The sequence below is a fragment of the Cryobacterium sp. RTC2.1 genome, assembly GCF_035018685.1.
Classification (GTDB): domain Bacteria; phylum Actinomycetota; class Actinomycetes; order Actinomycetales; family Microbacteriaceae; genus Cryobacterium; species Cryobacterium glucosi.
In genome coordinates this window covers 1-15,889 of sequence record NZ_JASJXJ010000087.1, presented here as the reverse complement: position 1 = coordinate 15,889, position 15,889 = coordinate 1, and the positions used below count along the sequence as shown (strand labels likewise).

Below are 15,889 nucleotides of genomic sequence, written 5' to 3'. Positions count from 1 at the left end.
CCGCGGTCGCCGGCGCCGAGCCAGCGGGCGACGGCAGGGGTCGTGCTGTACGCGAGGAACACCATCAGCCCGACGATGGTCTGCAACACCGCGCTCGCGAGGCCGAGTCCGGCCAGGTCGACCGCGCCGAGATGCCCGACCATCGCCGAGTCGGCGAGCAGGAACAAGGGCTCGGCGACGAGGGCGCCGAACGCAGGGAGGGCGAGGCGCAGGATCTCACGGTCGATGGGCCGCTGGCGGAAGATGGCGATGCTCCCGACTCTAGCGTCGCTCGCCGACACCGCACGGTCCGGCGCCGTCCGGCCTCGCCCGGCGTCGCACCCCGGCTCGAATTCCCGGGCACAGCGAATAGCATGGACGCATGACTGAGCTGGGGACCGCATCCGGAATCGACCGCGACGAACTCGACCCGGGCATCCGCCCACAGGACGATCTCTTCCGCCACGTGAACGGGAAATGGATCGACCGCACCGAGATTCCGGCGGACAAGGCCCGCTGGGGATCGTTCTACCTCCTCGCCGAGGAGTCAGAGAAGGCCGTGCGCGAGATCATCCTCGAGGCGCAGACCGCTGAACCCGGAACAGAAGCCCGCAAGTTCGGCGACCTCTACTCGAGTTTCATGGACGAGGCGCGGGTGAATGCGCTCGGCGCAACGCCGCTCGCGGCCGACCTCGCGACCGTCGACCGGATCGACTCCGTCGCCTCCCTGCTCGGCACCCTCGGCCGCCTCGAGCGCGCCGGCGTCGCAGGCGCTTTCCAGCTCTATGTCGACAATGACCCGGGCAACCCGGAGCGCTACCTCGTCTTCCTGGAGCAGGGCGGGCTCGGCCTGCCGGACGAGTCCTACTATCGCGAGGAGAAGTTCGCGGCCGTCCGCGAGGCGTACCGCTCCTTCCTCGAGCGGATGTTCGGCCTCGCCGGCGTCGACGACGCCGCTGCCAGGGCGCAGCGCGTCTTCGACCTCGAAACCGAACTCGCCGGGCACCACTGGGACAACGTGCGCTCCCGCGACAGCGAGAAGACCTACAACCTCAAGACCTGGGGCCAGGTCACGGCCCTCGCCGCCGGAGCGGACCTGCACCTCTGGCTCGCGGGCCTCGATGCCCCGGCGGGAGCCCTCGAGGAGATCGTCGTCCGCCAGCCGAGCTTCGTGACCGGCCTGGCCGAGATGCTGACCGAGGACGGGATCGTCGGATGGAAGGACTGGCTGCGCTGGCAGATCATCCGCTCGAGCGCCTCGTACCTCTCCGACGACTTCGTCGAGGCGAGCTTCGACTTCTATGGCCGCACCCTCACCGGGACACCTCAGCTGCGGGACCGCTGGAAGCGCGGCGTCTCCCTCGTCGAGGGATCCCTCGGCGAGGCCGTCGGCCGGATCTACGTCGAACGGCACTTCAAGCCGAGCGCGAAGGCGAGCATGGACGTGCTCGTCGGCCACCTCGTCGAGGCATACCGCCAGAGCGTCGCCGAGCTCGACTGGATGACCCCGGAGACGCGGGCGCGTGCCCAGGACAAGCTCGAGAAGTTCACGCCCAAGATCGGCTACCCCGACAAATGGCGCGACTACTCGACCCTGTGGATGGAGGCGGGCGACCTGATCAAGAACGTGCGTGCCGCGAACGAGTTCGAGTTCCAGCGCGAACTGGGCAAGATCGGCAAGCCCCTCGACCGCGACGAGTGGTTCATGACCCCGCAGACAATCAACGCCTATTACAACCCCGGCTTCAACGAGATCGTCTTCCCCGCGGCCATCCTGCAGTTCCCGTTCTTCTCAGACGAGCGGGATGCCGCGGCGAATTACGGCGCCATCGGTGCCGTCATCGGGCACGAAATCGGGCACGGCTTCGACGACCAGGGTTCGAAGTACGACGGCGACGGGCTCCTGACCGACTGGTGGACCGCTGACGACCGTGCGGCCTTCGAAGAGCGCACGGGCTCGCTCATCGAGCAGTTCAACGCCCTGGCGCCGAAGCAGATCCCCGAGCATCACGTGAACGGCGCGCTCACGATCGGCGAGAACATCGGCGACCTCGGCGGCCTCTCGATCGCCTGGAAGGCCTACCTGATCTCGCTCGACGGCGCAGAGCCGCCCGTGATCGACGGTCTCACCGGCGCCCAGCGCTTCTTCCTGTCCTGGGCCCAGGCCTGGCAGCTGAAGATGCGCGACGAGGAGGCCATCCGCCTGATCTCGATCGACCCGCACTCGCCGAATGAGTTCCGCTGCAACCAGATCGTGCGGAACATCGACGAGTTCTACGCGGCCTTCGGCGTCGCGGCAGGCGACGAACTCTGGCTCGACCCGGACAAACGCGTCACCATCTGGTAGCCCCGCCGGCGTCCGGCCCCGGCGTATGTCGGGTGTCTGGGCTATGGTGCTGAGGGGAACACGGAGCCGGAAATCGGAGCCGGAACACGGAGGGACCCGAAAAAGTGTCCACGCCAGCGCGGGAATCGGAGCGACGGTCGCGTCGCGGTGCCCCGAGCAGGGCACGGCACGGCGTTTCGGAGTCGATGGCGAACTTCGGCCGCGGGTTCCAGGCCCTCGGCACCCTCGCCGTCGACGGCGTGCAGGTCTCGGCCCGCGCCACCGACCTCGCGACCGGCAAGGTCCTCTTCTCCGTTGACGACCACGTCGTGATGCCGACAGCGGGGATCGGAACCGTCCTCCTCCTCATCGAGGTCGCCGCCCGGCTCCCGAACGCCGAATTCGGCGCCCTCACCATCCTCGACCGCACCCCGGCGGACTCCGTCGGAGGGTCAGGCGTCTGGCAGCACCTGCAGGCCCCGTCGCTTCCCGTCGCTGACCTCGCGGCCCTGGTCGGGGGTCTCGGCGACAACCTCGCAGCGAACGTGCTGCTGCGCGCGGTCGGCCTCGCGGCCGTCCAGGCGCGCACCGAACAGCTCGGCATCTCCCACACCGCTCTGCTCGACCTCGTCCGCGACGAACGCGGCCCCGATCACGCACCCCAGCTCTCCGTCGGCAGCGCCCAGGAACTCACGGGACTCTTCACGTCCCTCGCCCGCGGGGAGGTCGTGGATGCCGCGACGAGCGAACGCGTGATCGGCTGGCTGTCCCTCGGCGCAGACCTCTCCCTCGTCGCGAGCGCCTTCGGGCTCGATCCCTTCGCGCACCGCGGCGGCGACCACGGGCTGCTCCTCGTCAACAAGACCGGAACGGGACCCGGCGTCCGGAGCGAGGCCGGCGTGCTCCGCGGCCCGCGGGCCGGCGTCGCCTATGCCGTCTCGATGTCCTTCGCCGACACCCGCCTGCCCCTGCGCCTCGCTGTCCTCGACGGGATGCGGGCCGTCGGCCTCGACCTGCTCGAGTACGTGCACTGAACCTGAGTTCCTGAGTTCCTGAGTTCCTGACCACCCGAACCGCCTGAACACCCCAAGAGACCCGCCGACGAGAGGGGCAGCGGATGTCCGCCAACGACCGGAAGCACACCGAAACGGACACCGGCCTGTCGGGGGCGAGTCCCGGCATCCGCCCGGTCTTCGAGGTGGAGCTCAACGGCATCAACGCCGTCGACCGCGCGGAACACCGCGGCAGCCCGAGCGAGTTGTTCTGGCCGTGGTTCGCGGCGAACGTCTCGGTGCTCGGCATCAGCTACGGCTCGTTCCTGCTCGGTTTCGGCATCTCGTTCTGGCAGGCGACGGTCGTCGGCCTCGTCGGGATCGTGCTCTCCTTCGCGCTCTGCGGGTTCGTGGCGCTCGCGGGCAAGCGCGGCCACGCGCCGACGATGACCCTGAGCAGGGCGGTCTTCGGAGTCGACGGCAACCGGGTGCCGTCCGCGTTGTCGTGGCTGCTCACCGTCGGCTGGGAGACCGTGCTCGCCTCGCTCGCCGTGCTCGCGACGGCGACGGTCTTCACCGAGCTCGGCTGGGACGGCGGGGCGCTCACCCAGGTGGTGGCCCTCGTCGTCGTGGCCGGCCTGATCGTGCTCGGTGGCGTCTTCGGCTTCGACCTGATCATGCGGCTGCAGAAATGGATCACGATCGTCACGGGCCTGCTCACGGTCGTCTACGTGTTCCTCGTCGTCGATCACATCGACTTCCCGGCCATCGCGGCGATCCCCGCCGGGGACACCCCCCACGTGATCGGCGCGCTCGTCTTCATGATGACGGGCTTCGGCCTCGGCTGGGTGCAGGCCGCCGCCGACTATTCCCGGTACCTGCCCCGCTCGGCCTCGAGCCGGGGCGTCGTCGGCTGGACGACGGCGGGCGCCTCGCTCGCCCCCGTCGTGCTGCTCCTCTTCGGGCTCCTGCTCGCCGGGTCATCGAGCGACCTCAGCGCCGCCATCGCCGTCGACCCGATCGGGGCGCTCACGACGATCCTGCCGGTCTGGTTCCTGGTTCCGTTCGCCCTCGTCGCGGTTCTCGGCCTGATCGGCGGCGCCGTCCTCGACATCTACTCCTCCGGGCTGGCGCTCCTCGCGGCGGGGCTTCGGGTGCCGCGCTTCGCGGCCGCCGGGATCGACGGGGTGATCATGGTGCTCGGCGCGATCTACGTCGTGTTCTTCGCCGGGAGCTTCCTCGGTCCGTTCCAGGGCTTCCTGATCACCCTCGGCGTGCCCGTCGCGGCCTGGTGCGGCATCTTCCTCGCCGATTTCGCGCTCCGCCGCTCCGGCTACGACGCCGCGGGCCTCCTCGACCCGCGCGGGCGCTACGGGAGCGTGCGGGTCGGCGCGCTCGCACTCCTCGTGCTCGGGTCCGTCGTGGGCTGGGGCCTCGTCACCAACGGCTTCGCGGACTGGCTCGCCTGGCAGGGGTACCTGCTCGATCCCCTCGGCCTCGGCGGCCGGACGGGCGACTGGGCGTTCGCGAACCTCGGCGTGCTCGTCGCCTTCGTGATCGGCTTCTGCGGCATGCTCCTCGTCGGCCGCGGCGCCGTCCGCGCCCAGGAGCGGCAGCCCGTCTGATCCGCCCGCGTCGGCAGGCAGCGCGGCGCGGGGGCGCGGACGGGCCGCGCTCAGTCGGGCGCCGGTGCGGGGTCGGCCGGGGGTTTCGGCTTCCACCGGTTGGCCCGTTCGCCCCGGCCGGCGAGCACAGCCGTCTCATCGATACGTTTTTGGCGGGTCGCCGGAGTCTTCGCCTGCACGATCCATTCGAGGATGCCGCGGCGAGCCGAGGGCGGGAACGCGTCCCACTGCGCGCGGGCACCCCCGATCCCGTCGAGAGCTGCGCCGAGGTCCGCGGGAACCGTGAGGTTCTCGACCTCGTCGAGCCGGGTCCAGGAACCGTCCGCCTCTGCGGCCGCGACGACGGCCTCCCCGGCCGGCAGCATCCGCCCCTCGCGCCTGAGCAGTTCGATGCGCAGCTTGTTCGGCCTCGCCCAGGCGCTGCCGCGCTTCCGCGGTGAGAAGTAGAGCATCGTCCGGTGCTCGTCCAGCCGGGCCGGTTTGCTGTCGATCCAGCCGACGGAGAGCGCCTCGAGAACGGCGTCCTCGTAGGCGAGGATCGGCCGGCCGGCGGCCTTCCGCCAGAAGACGAGCCAGACCGCGGTCGACACCGCGTGGTTCTCCACGAGCCAGGTCCGCCACTCCTCGACCGACTCAGGGTGGATGCGCGGTACCTGGTCACCGCCCGCGTCCCGTTCAGTCATGCGACGACCATACCCGCGTCCCGCGCCGCCCGGGTCGGGGGAGGGGTCAGGAGGGCGGAGCGAGGCCGAGGCGCGGGTAGAGCGCGGCGAAGCCGGCGTCGAGGCCTCCGTTCAGCGCCCCCACTTCGTGCCCGACGCCGGGGATCTCGGCGTATGACGCGGTCATTCCCGCGGCCTGGGCTGCGTCGACGAGCGTCCGTTGCCCGGCGGCGACGCCCGGGTCAGCTGCGCCGGCAGTGAAGATCGCGAATGTCCCCGGGTAGCGGTGCCCGGCGAGAAGGTTCACCGGCTTCTGCGCGTCATAGGCCGCCTGGCTGCCGCCGAACACGTCGTTCAGGGTCTGGTCCTGGATCTCGGAGCCGGGGAATGACTCGCCGGAGATGTCGATCACGTTCGACCAGATGTCGGGATGCTTGGCCGCGAGGGAGATCGCGCACTGGCCGCCATTGGAGAACCCGGCGATCGTCCAGTACCGGTGGTCGTGCGTCACGTTGAGGTTCGCGGCAGCCCAGCCGACGACGTCCCTGGTGAGGAAGGTCTCCGCGTTTCCGTACCTCGCGGTGTCGAGGCACAGCGGGTCGACGGAGGGATCGCCCAGCTGGTCGGCGACGACGACGATCGGCGCGAGACCCCCGTGCTGGGAGGCCGCACGGTCGAGGCTCGCCGCGACGTATTCCGGGTCGGGGTTGCCGGGCTGGCCCAGCAGCATGATCACGAGCGGCAATGCCGGCGCGTCCGGGACGAGCGCCGCAGGGGGCAGGTAGATTCCGGCCGGCCGGGAGCGGAATCCGGAGACGGTGTTCGGGATCACCTGGCTCCCGGTGTTTCCCGCGGCGGGGATGTCGGCGGGTGGATTCCACGTCTGCCAGAGGGCGCGGCCCGTCCGGTCAGGGTTGGGGTCGGCTCTCGAGCCAGGGTGGGAGCCGGTGCCTGCGACCGGGGTCGAGCGTGGCGCTGCCGGATTCAGTGCGATCGGCGGCAGCACGTTCACCCCGAGAAGCGCGCCGAGGGTGCGGTCAAGGCCATAGCCCGCATTGATCCCGAGCGCCCCCGTCGCGACGAAGAGCAGCACCGATGCGGCGGCGAGGCTCCGGCGTGCCGGCCGCGTCTTCCACAGGTTCACGAGTGCGATCCCGACGGCGGCGCAGGCCGCGCCGAGCCACGCGTACGCCACGGGCACGAGGCCCATCCCGAACACGTTGAAGACCCGCACCAGGAAGAACCAGAGGAGCACAGCGACAACGCCTCCGGAGGCGACCGCGACCGCGACGGTCATGAGCCAGCGCGGGGTCGGTCGTCGGGCGAGAAGGAAGACCACGGCCGCGCCGGACAGGGTGTACGCGCCGACGATGACGGGGCCGTGCAGGATATCCGTGCGCAGGAGCGCCTGGAGGGCGTCCACGCCTAGCCGAGCCCGAGTCGGCTGGCGAGCACGCCGAACGCCTCGGTGAGTCCACCGCCCAGCGCCTCGAAGGAGTGGCCCTCGCCGGGCACCTCGTAGTACGTCACCGCCACCCCCGCAGCCCTGGCCGTTCCGCTCAGATCCTTCAGCCCCGGTTCCATCACCGAGTCCTCCGAGCCGACCGTGAACACGGCCGTGGTGTCAGGGTAGCGGCTCCTGCCCAGCAGCGTGGCCGGTTTTGTCGCGTCGTAGGCAGCCTGGTCACCCCCGAACACGTCAGCCAGGACCTCCGGCTCCGTCTCGAGTCCCGCATACACCGTGCCGGAGGCGTCGATGAGGCTGCCCCAGACCTCCGGGTACCGGAGCGCGAGCGACAAGGCGCACTGGCCGCCGTTCGAGAACCCGGCGACGGTCCATGATTCGCGGCCGGCCTCGATGTTGAGGTTGCCGCGCGCCCAGGTGAGAACGTCCTCCTCGAGGTACGTCTCGACCCGGCCGTATTCCGCCGTGTCGAGGCACAGTGAGTCGACATCCGGGTCGCCCAGCTGGTCGGCGACGAGCACGATCGGGGCGAGGCCGTTGTGGGCGGCGGCGAAGGCGTCGAGCACGGATGCGATCGGGCCGGCGTCCGGATCGCCCGGCTGTCCCATCATCATCAGCACGAACGGCAGGGCTGGGGCGTCGGGGACGAGCGCGGCCGGCGGGAGGTAGACCTCGGCGTCGCGCGCGCTGAAACCCGAAGCGGTCGCCGGGATCCGGACGCTGCCGATGGTGCCCTGGGCGGGCAGGCCGGCCGGTGGCCGCCAGGTCGCGGAGAGGGGGGACGAGTCATCCACCGCCTGCGCGGGCGGTGCCGGCCTGTCGGGGAGAGACAGCGCGGGGACGGCCTGGTCCGGCTGCGCGAGTCCGGACGCGACGCTGACCGTGACGACGACGGTGGCGACGAGCAGCACCAGGCCGGCGGCGCCTGCGGCGATCCAGCGGCGCCGCGGGGTGGACCGGTTGCCCATCCGACCACCCTCTCCTGAAGCCGACGCGAGCCTCAGGAGTGGGTCAGCAGCAGCGGCCCTGCGGGTTGGCGTCCTGGCGGTCGGTCTGGTCCCGCCAGAACTCGCGCTCGGTCATCATCCGCTCGGTGGGGTGAGCAGGGTCCGCGGTCCCGTGCGCGGCCTCGTGGTGCGCCCGGTACTTGTCCCAGGCGTCCTCTCCCATCACCCCTTTGACGTACCAGGCCACGCTCCGCGCTGCCCGGCGGATGCCGCCGAGGAGCGCAGCGAGCGAGGTCCCGCCTGCCGAGGGCATCCGCTGCCCCCGGCGTGCCCCTGCTGTCATCACCGGACCGTCACCGGCCAGGGGTGCCCGCGCCGGCGTTCCGCGCCGTCCGGGCGTTCTTCTCGGCGGCAGCCTGGGCTTCCCAGCGGCCCTGCAGCTCCTTTTCGGCCGGGGTCGGCAGGAAGCCGGAGGGCGCGAACATCTGCGACGGGAGCGCAGGGTCCTCGTTGGTGCCGAAATCGCGGCTCTTCCAGGACTTCCAGGTCGCAACGACCGAGGAGACGATCACGATGATCGCGAGGGTGACGAAGAGGATCGACAGGAGACCCTGCACCATCGTGTTCCGTACCACGGCCTCCATGGCCGCGACGCTCGGCGCCGTTCCGAACGAGGTCTTCCCCGCCGCGAGGGCGTCGGAGAATGCCTTGTTCTGGGCGAAGTAACCGACCGCGGGGACGGTTGAGAAGATCTTCAGCATCGAGGCGTAGATCGTGATGATCGCGGCGAACGCGAGGGGCACGGCGACGATCCAGATGTACTTGAATTTGCCCTGCTTCGCGACGATCGCCATGCACACCGCGAGTGCGATTGCGGCCAGCAGCTGGTTCGCGATCCCGAAGAGCGGGAACAGGGTGTTGATGCCGCCGAGCGGGTCCGTGACGCCCATGATCAGCACGGCGCCCCAGAGGAGAACCATGATGCCCGTGGTGAGCCAGGCCCCCGTGCGCCAGGAGGTGTTCTTGAACTTCGGGAAGAAGTTGCCGAGGCTGTCCTGGAGCATGAAGCGCGCGACGCGGGTGCCCGCGTCGACGGCGGTGAGGATGAACAGCGCCTCGAACATGATCGCGAAGTGGTACCAGAACGCCATCATGCCCGAGCCTCCTGCGACCTGCTGCATGATGTGCGCGAGCCCGACCGAGAGCGTCGGGGCGCCGCCGGAGCGGGAGACGATCGTGGCCTCTCCGACGTCCTTCGCCGTCTGGGTGAGCATGTCGGGGGTGAGGTTGACCCCGGTGAGCCCGAGGCTGTTCACGAACGCGACAGCGCCTTCGACGGTGCCCCCGGTGAGGGCCGCCGAGGAGTTCATCGCGAAGTAGATGCCGCGGTCGATCGAGACGGCGGCGACGAGGGCCATGATCGCGACGAAGCTCTCCATGAGCATGCCGCCATAACCGATGAAGCGGGTCTGGCGTTCCTTCTCGATGAGCTTCGGGGTCGTGCCGGAGGCGATCAGGGCGTGGAAGCCGGAAAGGGCACCGCAGGCGATCGTGACGAAGAGGAACGGGAAGAGCGACCCGCTCACGACCGGTCCGCCGTTGGCGACGAACTCGCTGAATGCCGGGACCGTGATCTCCGGGCGCACGATGATGATCGCGATCGCGAGCATCCCGATCGTTCCGATCTTCATGAAGGTCGAGAGGTAGTCGCGCGGGGCGAGCAGCAGCCAGACCGGGAGGATCGCTGCGACGAAGCCGTAGATGATGATGCCGATCGCGAGCGGCACCGGGTCGACGTGGAAGAACGATGCTCCCCACGCCGTGTTCGAGATGGCGCCGCCGCCGATGATGGCGGCCAGGAGCAGCACGAACCCGATGATCGACACCTCGCTGACCTTGCCCGGGCGGAAGAAGCGCAGGTAGCAGCCCATGAAGAGCGCGATCGGGATGGTCATGCCGACTGAGAAGACGCCCCAGGGGCTCGCCGCGAGGGCGTTGACAACGACGAGGGCGAGGATCGCGACGATGATGACCATGATCGCCATCGTGGCGATCAGGGCGGCGGTGCCGCCGATCTTGCCGAGCTCGTCGCGGGCCATCTGGCCGAGCGAACGTCCGCCTCGGCGCATCGAGTAGAACAGCACGATGTAGTCCTGCACCGCACCGGCGAGAACGACGCCGACGATGATCCAGATCGTGCCGGGCAGGTAGCCCATCTGCGCGGCGAGCACCGGGCCGACGAGCGGGCCTGCCCCGGCGATCGCGGCGAAGTGGTGGCCGAACAGCACCCGGCGGTCCGTCGCCGCGAAGTCCTTGCCGTCCGCCTTGTACTCTGCGGGGGTCGCCCTGCGGTCATCGGGCTTCAGCAGGTGCTTCTGGATGTAGTTCGAGTAGAAGCGGTAGCCGATCAGGTAGGTGCACACCGCGGCGAAGACGAACCAGATGGCGTTCACGGTCTCGCCGCGGACAACCGCGAGCATGACCCAGCTCAGTCCGCCGAGGAGGGAGATGCCGGCCCAGAGTGCGATCTTGGCCGGGGTCCAGCGTCGCTCCTGGGCGTCGTGCTCGGTCTGGTCGAGTGCGACAGGGAGCAGGGACGGATCGCGATCGAGCGGACCGGCCCCCGTGAAAGCGTCGTGCGGCGTGCGGGGCCTGGTGCCCATGATCTCTCCTTTGAGGGTGGTGCAGATGGTGCTGAGGTGCGGTTCACGACCGTGCCGAATCCAAGCTGAGAAAAAGCTGAATTCGTGATGATTCCTTAGCAAGGCTAACAGCCAGAGGGGCGCACCGGGACGAGCGCCTAAAATGGGTACGCCTGACCGGGATTTTCCGCACGGCACGCCCCACATCCACCCTCGACCATTGGAGCCACCGTGGCCGCACCCTCCCGCCTCGATTCCGTCATCGCCCTCGCCCGCCACCGCGGGTTCGTCTTCCAGGCGGGTGAAATCTACGGCGGATCCCGGTCCGCGTGGGACTACGGGCCCCTCGGCGTCGAGCTCAAGGAGAACATCAAGAAGCAGTGGTGGCGCTTCATGGTCACGAGCCGCGACGACGTCGTCGGGCTCGACTCCTCGGTGATCCTGCCCAGGAAGGTGTGGGAGGCATCCGGTCACGTCGAGGTCTTCAGCGACCCCCTCGTCGAGTGCACGAGCTGTCACAAGCGTTTCCGCGCCGACCACCTCGAGGAGGAGTTCGAGGAGAAGAAGGGGCGCCCCGCAGAGGGCGGCCTCGACGGCATCCCCTGCCCGAACTGCGGCAACCGGCACATCTGGACGGAGCCGCGCGCCTTCTCCGGCCTGCTCAAGACCTATCTCGGTCCCGTCGACGACGAGGCGGGCATGCACTACCTGCGTCCAGAGACCGCGCAGGGCATCTTCGTGAACTTCGCCAACGTGCTCCAGGCTGCCAGGATGAAGCCCCCGTTCGGCATCGGCCAGATCGGCAAGAGCTTCCGCAACGAGATCACACCGGGCAACTTCATCTTCCGCACCCGCGAGTTCGAGCAGATGGAGATGGAATTCTTCGTCGAGCCCGGCACAGATGAGACCTGGCACGAGTACTGGCTCGAGCAGCGCATGAGCTGGTACACCGGCCTCGGCATCGAGCCGGAGAACCTGCGCTTCTTCGAACACCCGGCCGAGAAGCTCTCGCACTACTCCAAGCGCACCGTCGACATCGAGTACCGCTTCGGGTTCAGCGGGAGTGAGTTCGGCGAGCTCGAAGGCGTGGCGAACCGCACGGACTTCGACCTCAAGACGCACGCTGCGGCATCGGGCAAGGATCTCTCGTACTTCGACCAGACCAAGAACGAGCGCTGGGTGCCCTACGTAATCGAGCCGGCGGCCGGGCTCACCCGCTCGCTGATGGCGTTCCTCGTCGACGCGTACCACGAGGAGGAAGTGCCGAACGCGAAGGGCGGCGTCGACAAGCGCACCGTGCTCAAGCTCGACCCGCGCCTCGCGCCGATCAAGGCCGCCGTGCTTCCGCTGTCCCGCAACGAGGCGCTCTCGCCGATGGCGCGCTCCCTCGCTTCCCGCTTGCGCGAGTCGTGGAACGTCGACTTCGACGACGCCGGCGCGATCGGGCGCCGCTACCGCCGCCAGGACGAGATCGGCACCCCGTATTGCATCACGGTCGACTTCGACTCTCTCGAAGACCAGGCCGTCACCGTGCGCGACCGCGACACCATGCAGCAGGAGCGGGTGCCGCTCGACAAGCTCGACGCCTACCTCGCCGAGCGCCTCCGCGGAGCCTGACCCGAGCACGGGCTTTTCGCCGCTGCGCGTGTGGTCCGCCACCCGCGCAGCGGCGCAGCTCCCGCGCTCGCCGAAGAGACGCCGAGACGCCGCGCGCGAGCGCTCAGGAGGCCCGGTGCGCCGATCCGGGGAACGGATCCAGGGGCGGAGCGGACTCGGCCACGGAGCCGGCGCCGGACTCGACCCGGATGCCGAAGAGGGCGTCGAGGCCGCCGGTGAACGCGGCCTGCTCACCGGCCCTCGCGAGTTCGCGTGAGCGCACCATCGGCGTGTGCAGCAGGACGCTCGCGAGATGCCGCAACGCCCGCTCGGTCTGTTCGGTATCGTCGCCGTGCGCGCGCGCCCGTTCGATCTCTGAATCGAGCAGGTCGAAGACGTGGCTGCGCAACGCGACGACCGCTGGGGTGAGGCTCTGCTCTTCCGCGACCGCAGAGAACTTGCGTGCGGCGCGGTCGACGAGCAGGCGGGCCTCGCTCGTCGCATTGAGCTCTTCGAGCGGGGCGTGGATGCGGATGGTCTCGAGGTCGAGCAGCTCGACTCCCGGGACCTCGGTGACGTCAGGAGCGACGTTGCGCGGCAGGCCGAGGTCGATGATGAGCCGTCGGCCGGCCGGAGCGACCGGCTGTGCTCCGGCGTCGACATCCGCGGTTGCTGCCGCGCCCTCCCGGAGCAGTGCGGCCGTGACGACGTGGTGTTCGACGGTCGTGCAGGTCAGGATCAGGTCGGCACGATCGGCTTCGACGGCGAATCCCGACTCGGTGATCGCGGTGATGCCATGCGAGCCCGCGAACTTGACGGCGCGCCCGGTGGGCGAGTAGACCCGCACGTCGGAGACGCCGAGGTCGCGGAGCGCTGCGAGGGCGGCGCCGGCGTAACGGCCGGTTCCGACGAGCAGCACGCGGGTGCTCGCCCAGTTCACGATGCGGGTCTCGGCGAGCTGCAGGGCGAGGCGCACGAGTGACCGCCCGGCCGCGCCGATTCCGGTGCGGTTCTTGATGCCGCGGGAGGTCTGCGACGCGCGCTGGAACAGCCGCTCGAGTTCGGGGGTGGTCGTGCCGCGCTCGCGGGCCTGCTCGAGGGAGCGGCGCACCTGGCCTGCGATCTCGCCCTCGCCGACGACGACGGATTCCAGGCCGCTCGTCACCGCGAACAGGTGCTCGGCGACGCCGTTGCCGTGCACGAAGTCGAGGGTCTCGCGGAGGACCTCAGCGGTGACGCCGGTGCCGGCGCTGACGCCCGCGATCGCGGCCTGTACGGCCTCGAGGGGGGAGGCGCCGTCGGGTTCGTCGAGGTCGAGGTAGGCCTCGAAGCGGTTGCAGGTTGCGACGATGACCGCTCCGGACAGGCTCGGGTATCGCTCGATGATGCCGCCTGCCGTGCCGGGCGCGCCGACGGACAGCTTCTCGAGTACATCGAAACTCGAGTTCTTGTGGTTCGCGGACAGGCAGATCAGCACTCGGTGAGTCTACTTTGTCCATCTGGGCGTGGATCATCTGCGGAAAGCGCTTGGCTCCTGAAAGTTTGACAGAATTGACACAAATGAACCTCGACGCTCAACACCCCCTCGCCTCCGGACTCACCGCCGATTCCCGCCTCATCCGCGCATACCAGGGCACCCGCCCGGAGGCCACCCCCGTGTGGTTCATGCGCCAGGCCGGGCGTTCCCTTCCCGAGTACCGGTCGCTGCGGGTCGGCACCCGGATGCTCGATGCGTGCCTCGACCCGGAAATGGCCAGTGAGATCACCCTCCAGCCCGTGCTCCGGCACCAGGTGGACGCGGGAATCCTGTTCAGCGACATCGTGATCCCGCTCAAGCTCGTCGGTGTCGACGTCGAGATCGTCGCCGGGATGGGGCCGGTGCTCGGCAAGGCCGTCCGCACCGCCCGCGACGTCGCCGAGCTCGTCTCCCTCGACCCCGCCGTGCTCGAGACCACCCTCGACCCGATCCGGAAGGCCGTCGCCCGAACGGTCGCCCAGCTCGGCGGGACCCCGCTGATCGGGTTCGCCGGGGCGCCGTTCACCCTTGCGGCCTACCTCGTCGAGGGCGGCCCGTCCAAGGACCACATCCACGCGCGCACCCTGATGCACGCCGACCCTGCGGCCTGGGCCTCCCTGATGGACTGGACCGCAGAGGTGACCGGCCGCTTCCTGCGCGCCCAGGTGCTCGCAGGAGCGAGCGCTGCACAGCTCTTCGATTCCTGGGCCGGTGCGCTCTCCCTGGCCGACTACAGCCGGTTCGTCGCCCCGGCGTCGGCTGCTGCGATCGCCCACGTGCGCGATCTCAGCTATGCCGAGACCGCGCCCGGTGCGGACGCACCGATCCGGCGCAACGTCCCCGTCGTGCACTTCGGCGTCGGCACCGGCGAACTTCTCCACGAGATGCACGCCGTCGGCGCGGACGTCGTCGGCGTCGACTACCGGGTGCCGCTCGACGAGGCCAATCGCCGACTCGGCGGGAACGTCCCCCTGCAGGGCAACCTCGACCCCGCGCTCCTCGCCGCGCCGTGGCCCGTCCTCGAGGCGCACGTCCTCGACGTGCTCGAGCGCGGGCGCACCGCTCCTGCCCACGTGCTCAACCTCGGCCACGGCGTCCCGCCGCTGACCGACCCGACCGTGCTCACCCGCCTCGTCGCATTCGTGCACGAGGTCACTGCCGGCGCTCACGGGGAGACCGGAGCACCCGGGGCATCCGCCACCGCACCGAGCGAGCCGGCGTCCACGCCGGCCGCGTCCTGAGCCGGCGAGCGATGAGCGAAGCGCCGCGGGGCGGGCGGATGAGCGGCGTGCGTGACGTCGTCGTCGTCGGCGGAGGGGTGGCCGGCCTCTCGGCTGCCCGCGAGTGCGCCAGGGTCGGGCTGAGCGTCACCGTGCTCGAGGCTGGACGCGACCTCGGCGGCGCGCTCGCGAGCCACGAGGTCGCCGGGCTCACCCTCGACAGCGGGGCGGAGAGCTTCGCGGTGCGCCGCAACGCCGTGGCCGAATTCATCGAAGGACTCGGTCTCGCCGACCGGGTCGTGCAGCCGAACGCCGCCGGCGCGTGGCTCTGCCTGCCATCCGATCGTCCTGGCGGACCCGCGGTGAGCGTTCCGATGCCCCGGGCTGGCGTCCTCGGCATCCCCGGCTCCCCGCTCGCAGAGGACGTGCGCCGCGTGATCGGCTGGCCGGGAGCCCTGCGAGCCTGGCTCGACCGCCTCATGCCCGTGCTCACGATCGGCAGGGAGCACAGCCTCGGCGAACTCGTCCGCAAGCGGATGGGCCGCCGCGTCCTCGAACGCCTCGTCGAGCCGGTCACCGCGGGCGTCTACACCTCCTCAGCAGACGATCTCGAAGTCGACGTCGTCGCTCCCGGCCTCAACGCCGCCCTCACCGTGACCGGGTCGCTGTCCGGCGCCGTGCTCTCCCTCCGCAGCGCCGCTCCCGCCGGCTCCGCGGTCTCCGGGCTTCGCGGCGGCATGGCCGGCCTCGTGACCGCGCTCCGCGCCGAACTCGACCGCTTCGACGTCGAGGTGTTCACGGAGGCCGCCGTCACCAGCATCCGCCCCGTCACGGCCGGACCCTGGCAGGTCACGATCGCGCCCCGGCCGGAAGCCTCCGAAAAGTCCGGTGCCCCCGAAAGCCCCGAGAGCCCCGATAC

At 70.0% G+C, this 15,889-nt stretch carries 13 protein-coding genes; 6 read left to right on the top strand and 7 right to left on the bottom strand.

The features are described from left to right. Positions 1 to 281, bottom strand: a 281-nt coding sequence (locus QN357_RS11750; protein WP_323504926.1) for an MATE family efflux transporter, incomplete at its 3' end; no start/stop codon positions are given. A gap of 80 nt (positions 282 to 361) precedes the next feature. Between QN357_RS11750 and QN357_RS11745 the strand changes: the two genes are divergently transcribed. The 3 genes from QN357_RS11745 (at position 362) to QN357_RS11735 (ending at position 4,922) form a co-directional block, all read left to right on the top strand. Then, positions 362 to 2,326, top strand: a complete 1,965-nt coding sequence (locus QN357_RS11745) for a M13 family metallopeptidase (protein ID WP_134449216.1) — start codon at positions 362 to 364, stop codon at positions 2,324 to 2,326. A 104-nt stretch (positions 2,327 to 2,430) separates the two neighbouring features. After that, entirely contained in the window at positions 2,431 to 3,339 is a 909-nt protein-coding gene (locus QN357_RS11740; protein ID WP_416347618.1) for a serine hydrolase, read from the top strand. A gap of 83 nt (positions 3,340 to 3,422) precedes the next feature. Then, complete coding sequence (locus QN357_RS11735; protein WP_323504924.1) at positions 3,423 to 4,922, top strand: purine-cytosine permease family protein; 1,500 nt, start codon at positions 3,423 to 3,425, stop codon at positions 4,920 to 4,922. Positions 4,923 to 4,972: 50 nt separating this feature from the next. Here the strand turns inward: QN357_RS11735 and QN357_RS11730 are convergent, their stop codons facing one another. From QN357_RS11730 to QN357_RS11710, 5 genes are read right to left on the bottom strand one after another with little or no spacing between them, the layout of a single operon-like run. Continuing rightward, positions 4,973 to 5,605, bottom strand: a complete 633-nt coding sequence (locus QN357_RS11730; protein ID WP_323504922.1) for a YdeI/OmpD-associated family protein — start codon at positions 5,603 to 5,605, stop codon at positions 4,973 to 4,975. 46 nt (positions 5,606 to 5,651) lie between these two features. Then, positions 5,652 to 7,007: an alpha/beta hydrolase gene (locus tag QN357_RS11725; protein WP_134449212.1), complete on the bottom strand. Its 1,356-nt coding sequence runs from the start codon at positions 7,005 to 7,007 to the stop codon at positions 5,652 to 5,654. Between the two features lie 2 nt (positions 7,008 to 7,009). Next, complete coding sequence (locus tag QN357_RS11720; protein WP_323504921.1) at positions 7,010 to 8,017, bottom strand: alpha/beta hydrolase; 1,008 nt, start codon at positions 8,015 to 8,017, stop codon at positions 7,010 to 7,012. A gap of 43 nt (positions 8,018 to 8,060) precedes the next feature. Continuing rightward, entirely contained in the window at positions 8,061 to 8,339 is a 279-nt protein-coding gene (locus tag QN357_RS11715) for a YbdD/YjiX family protein (protein WP_416172962.1), read from the bottom strand. Positions 8,340 to 8,349: 10 nt separating this feature from the next. Continuing rightward, positions 8,350 to 10,659: a carbon starvation CstA family protein gene (locus tag QN357_RS11710; RefSeq protein ID WP_134449210.1), complete on the bottom strand. Its 2,310-nt coding sequence runs from the start codon at positions 10,657 to 10,659 to the stop codon at positions 8,350 to 8,352. Between the two features lie 210 nt (positions 10,660 to 10,869). Here QN357_RS11710 and QN357_RS11705 point away from each other — a divergent pair, with 210 nt between their 5' ends. Continuing rightward, a complete protein-coding gene (locus QN357_RS11705; protein ID WP_134449209.1) occupies positions 10,870 to 12,255 on the top strand; it encodes a glycine--tRNA ligase in 1,386 nt (461 codons plus the stop codon). A gap of 103 nt (positions 12,256 to 12,358) precedes the next feature. Here QN357_RS11705 and QN357_RS11700 read toward each other — a convergent pair whose 3' ends face one another. Further along, the gene (locus tag QN357_RS11700; protein WP_134560693.1) at positions 12,359 to 13,711 is read right to left on the bottom strand and encodes a glutamyl-tRNA reductase; all 1,353 of its coding nucleotides are present in this window, start codon (positions 13,709 to 13,711) and stop codon (positions 12,359 to 12,361) included. A gap of 83 nt (positions 13,712 to 13,794) precedes the next feature. Here QN357_RS11700 and hemE point away from each other — a divergent pair, with 83 nt between their 5' ends. Together hemE and QN357_RS11690 are read left to right on the top strand one after the other, a co-directional pair. Continuing rightward, the gene (gene hemE / locus QN357_RS11695) at positions 13,795 to 14,991 is read left to right on the top strand and encodes a uroporphyrinogen decarboxylase (protein ID WP_134560692.1); all 1,197 of its coding nucleotides are present in this window, start codon (positions 13,795 to 13,797) and stop codon (positions 14,989 to 14,991) included. Between the two features lie 11 nt (positions 14,992 to 15,002). After that, the coding region (locus QN357_RS11690) for a protoporphyrinogen/coproporphyrinogen oxidase (protein WP_323504920.1) at positions 15,003 to 15,889 on the top strand (887 nt) is incomplete at its 3' end.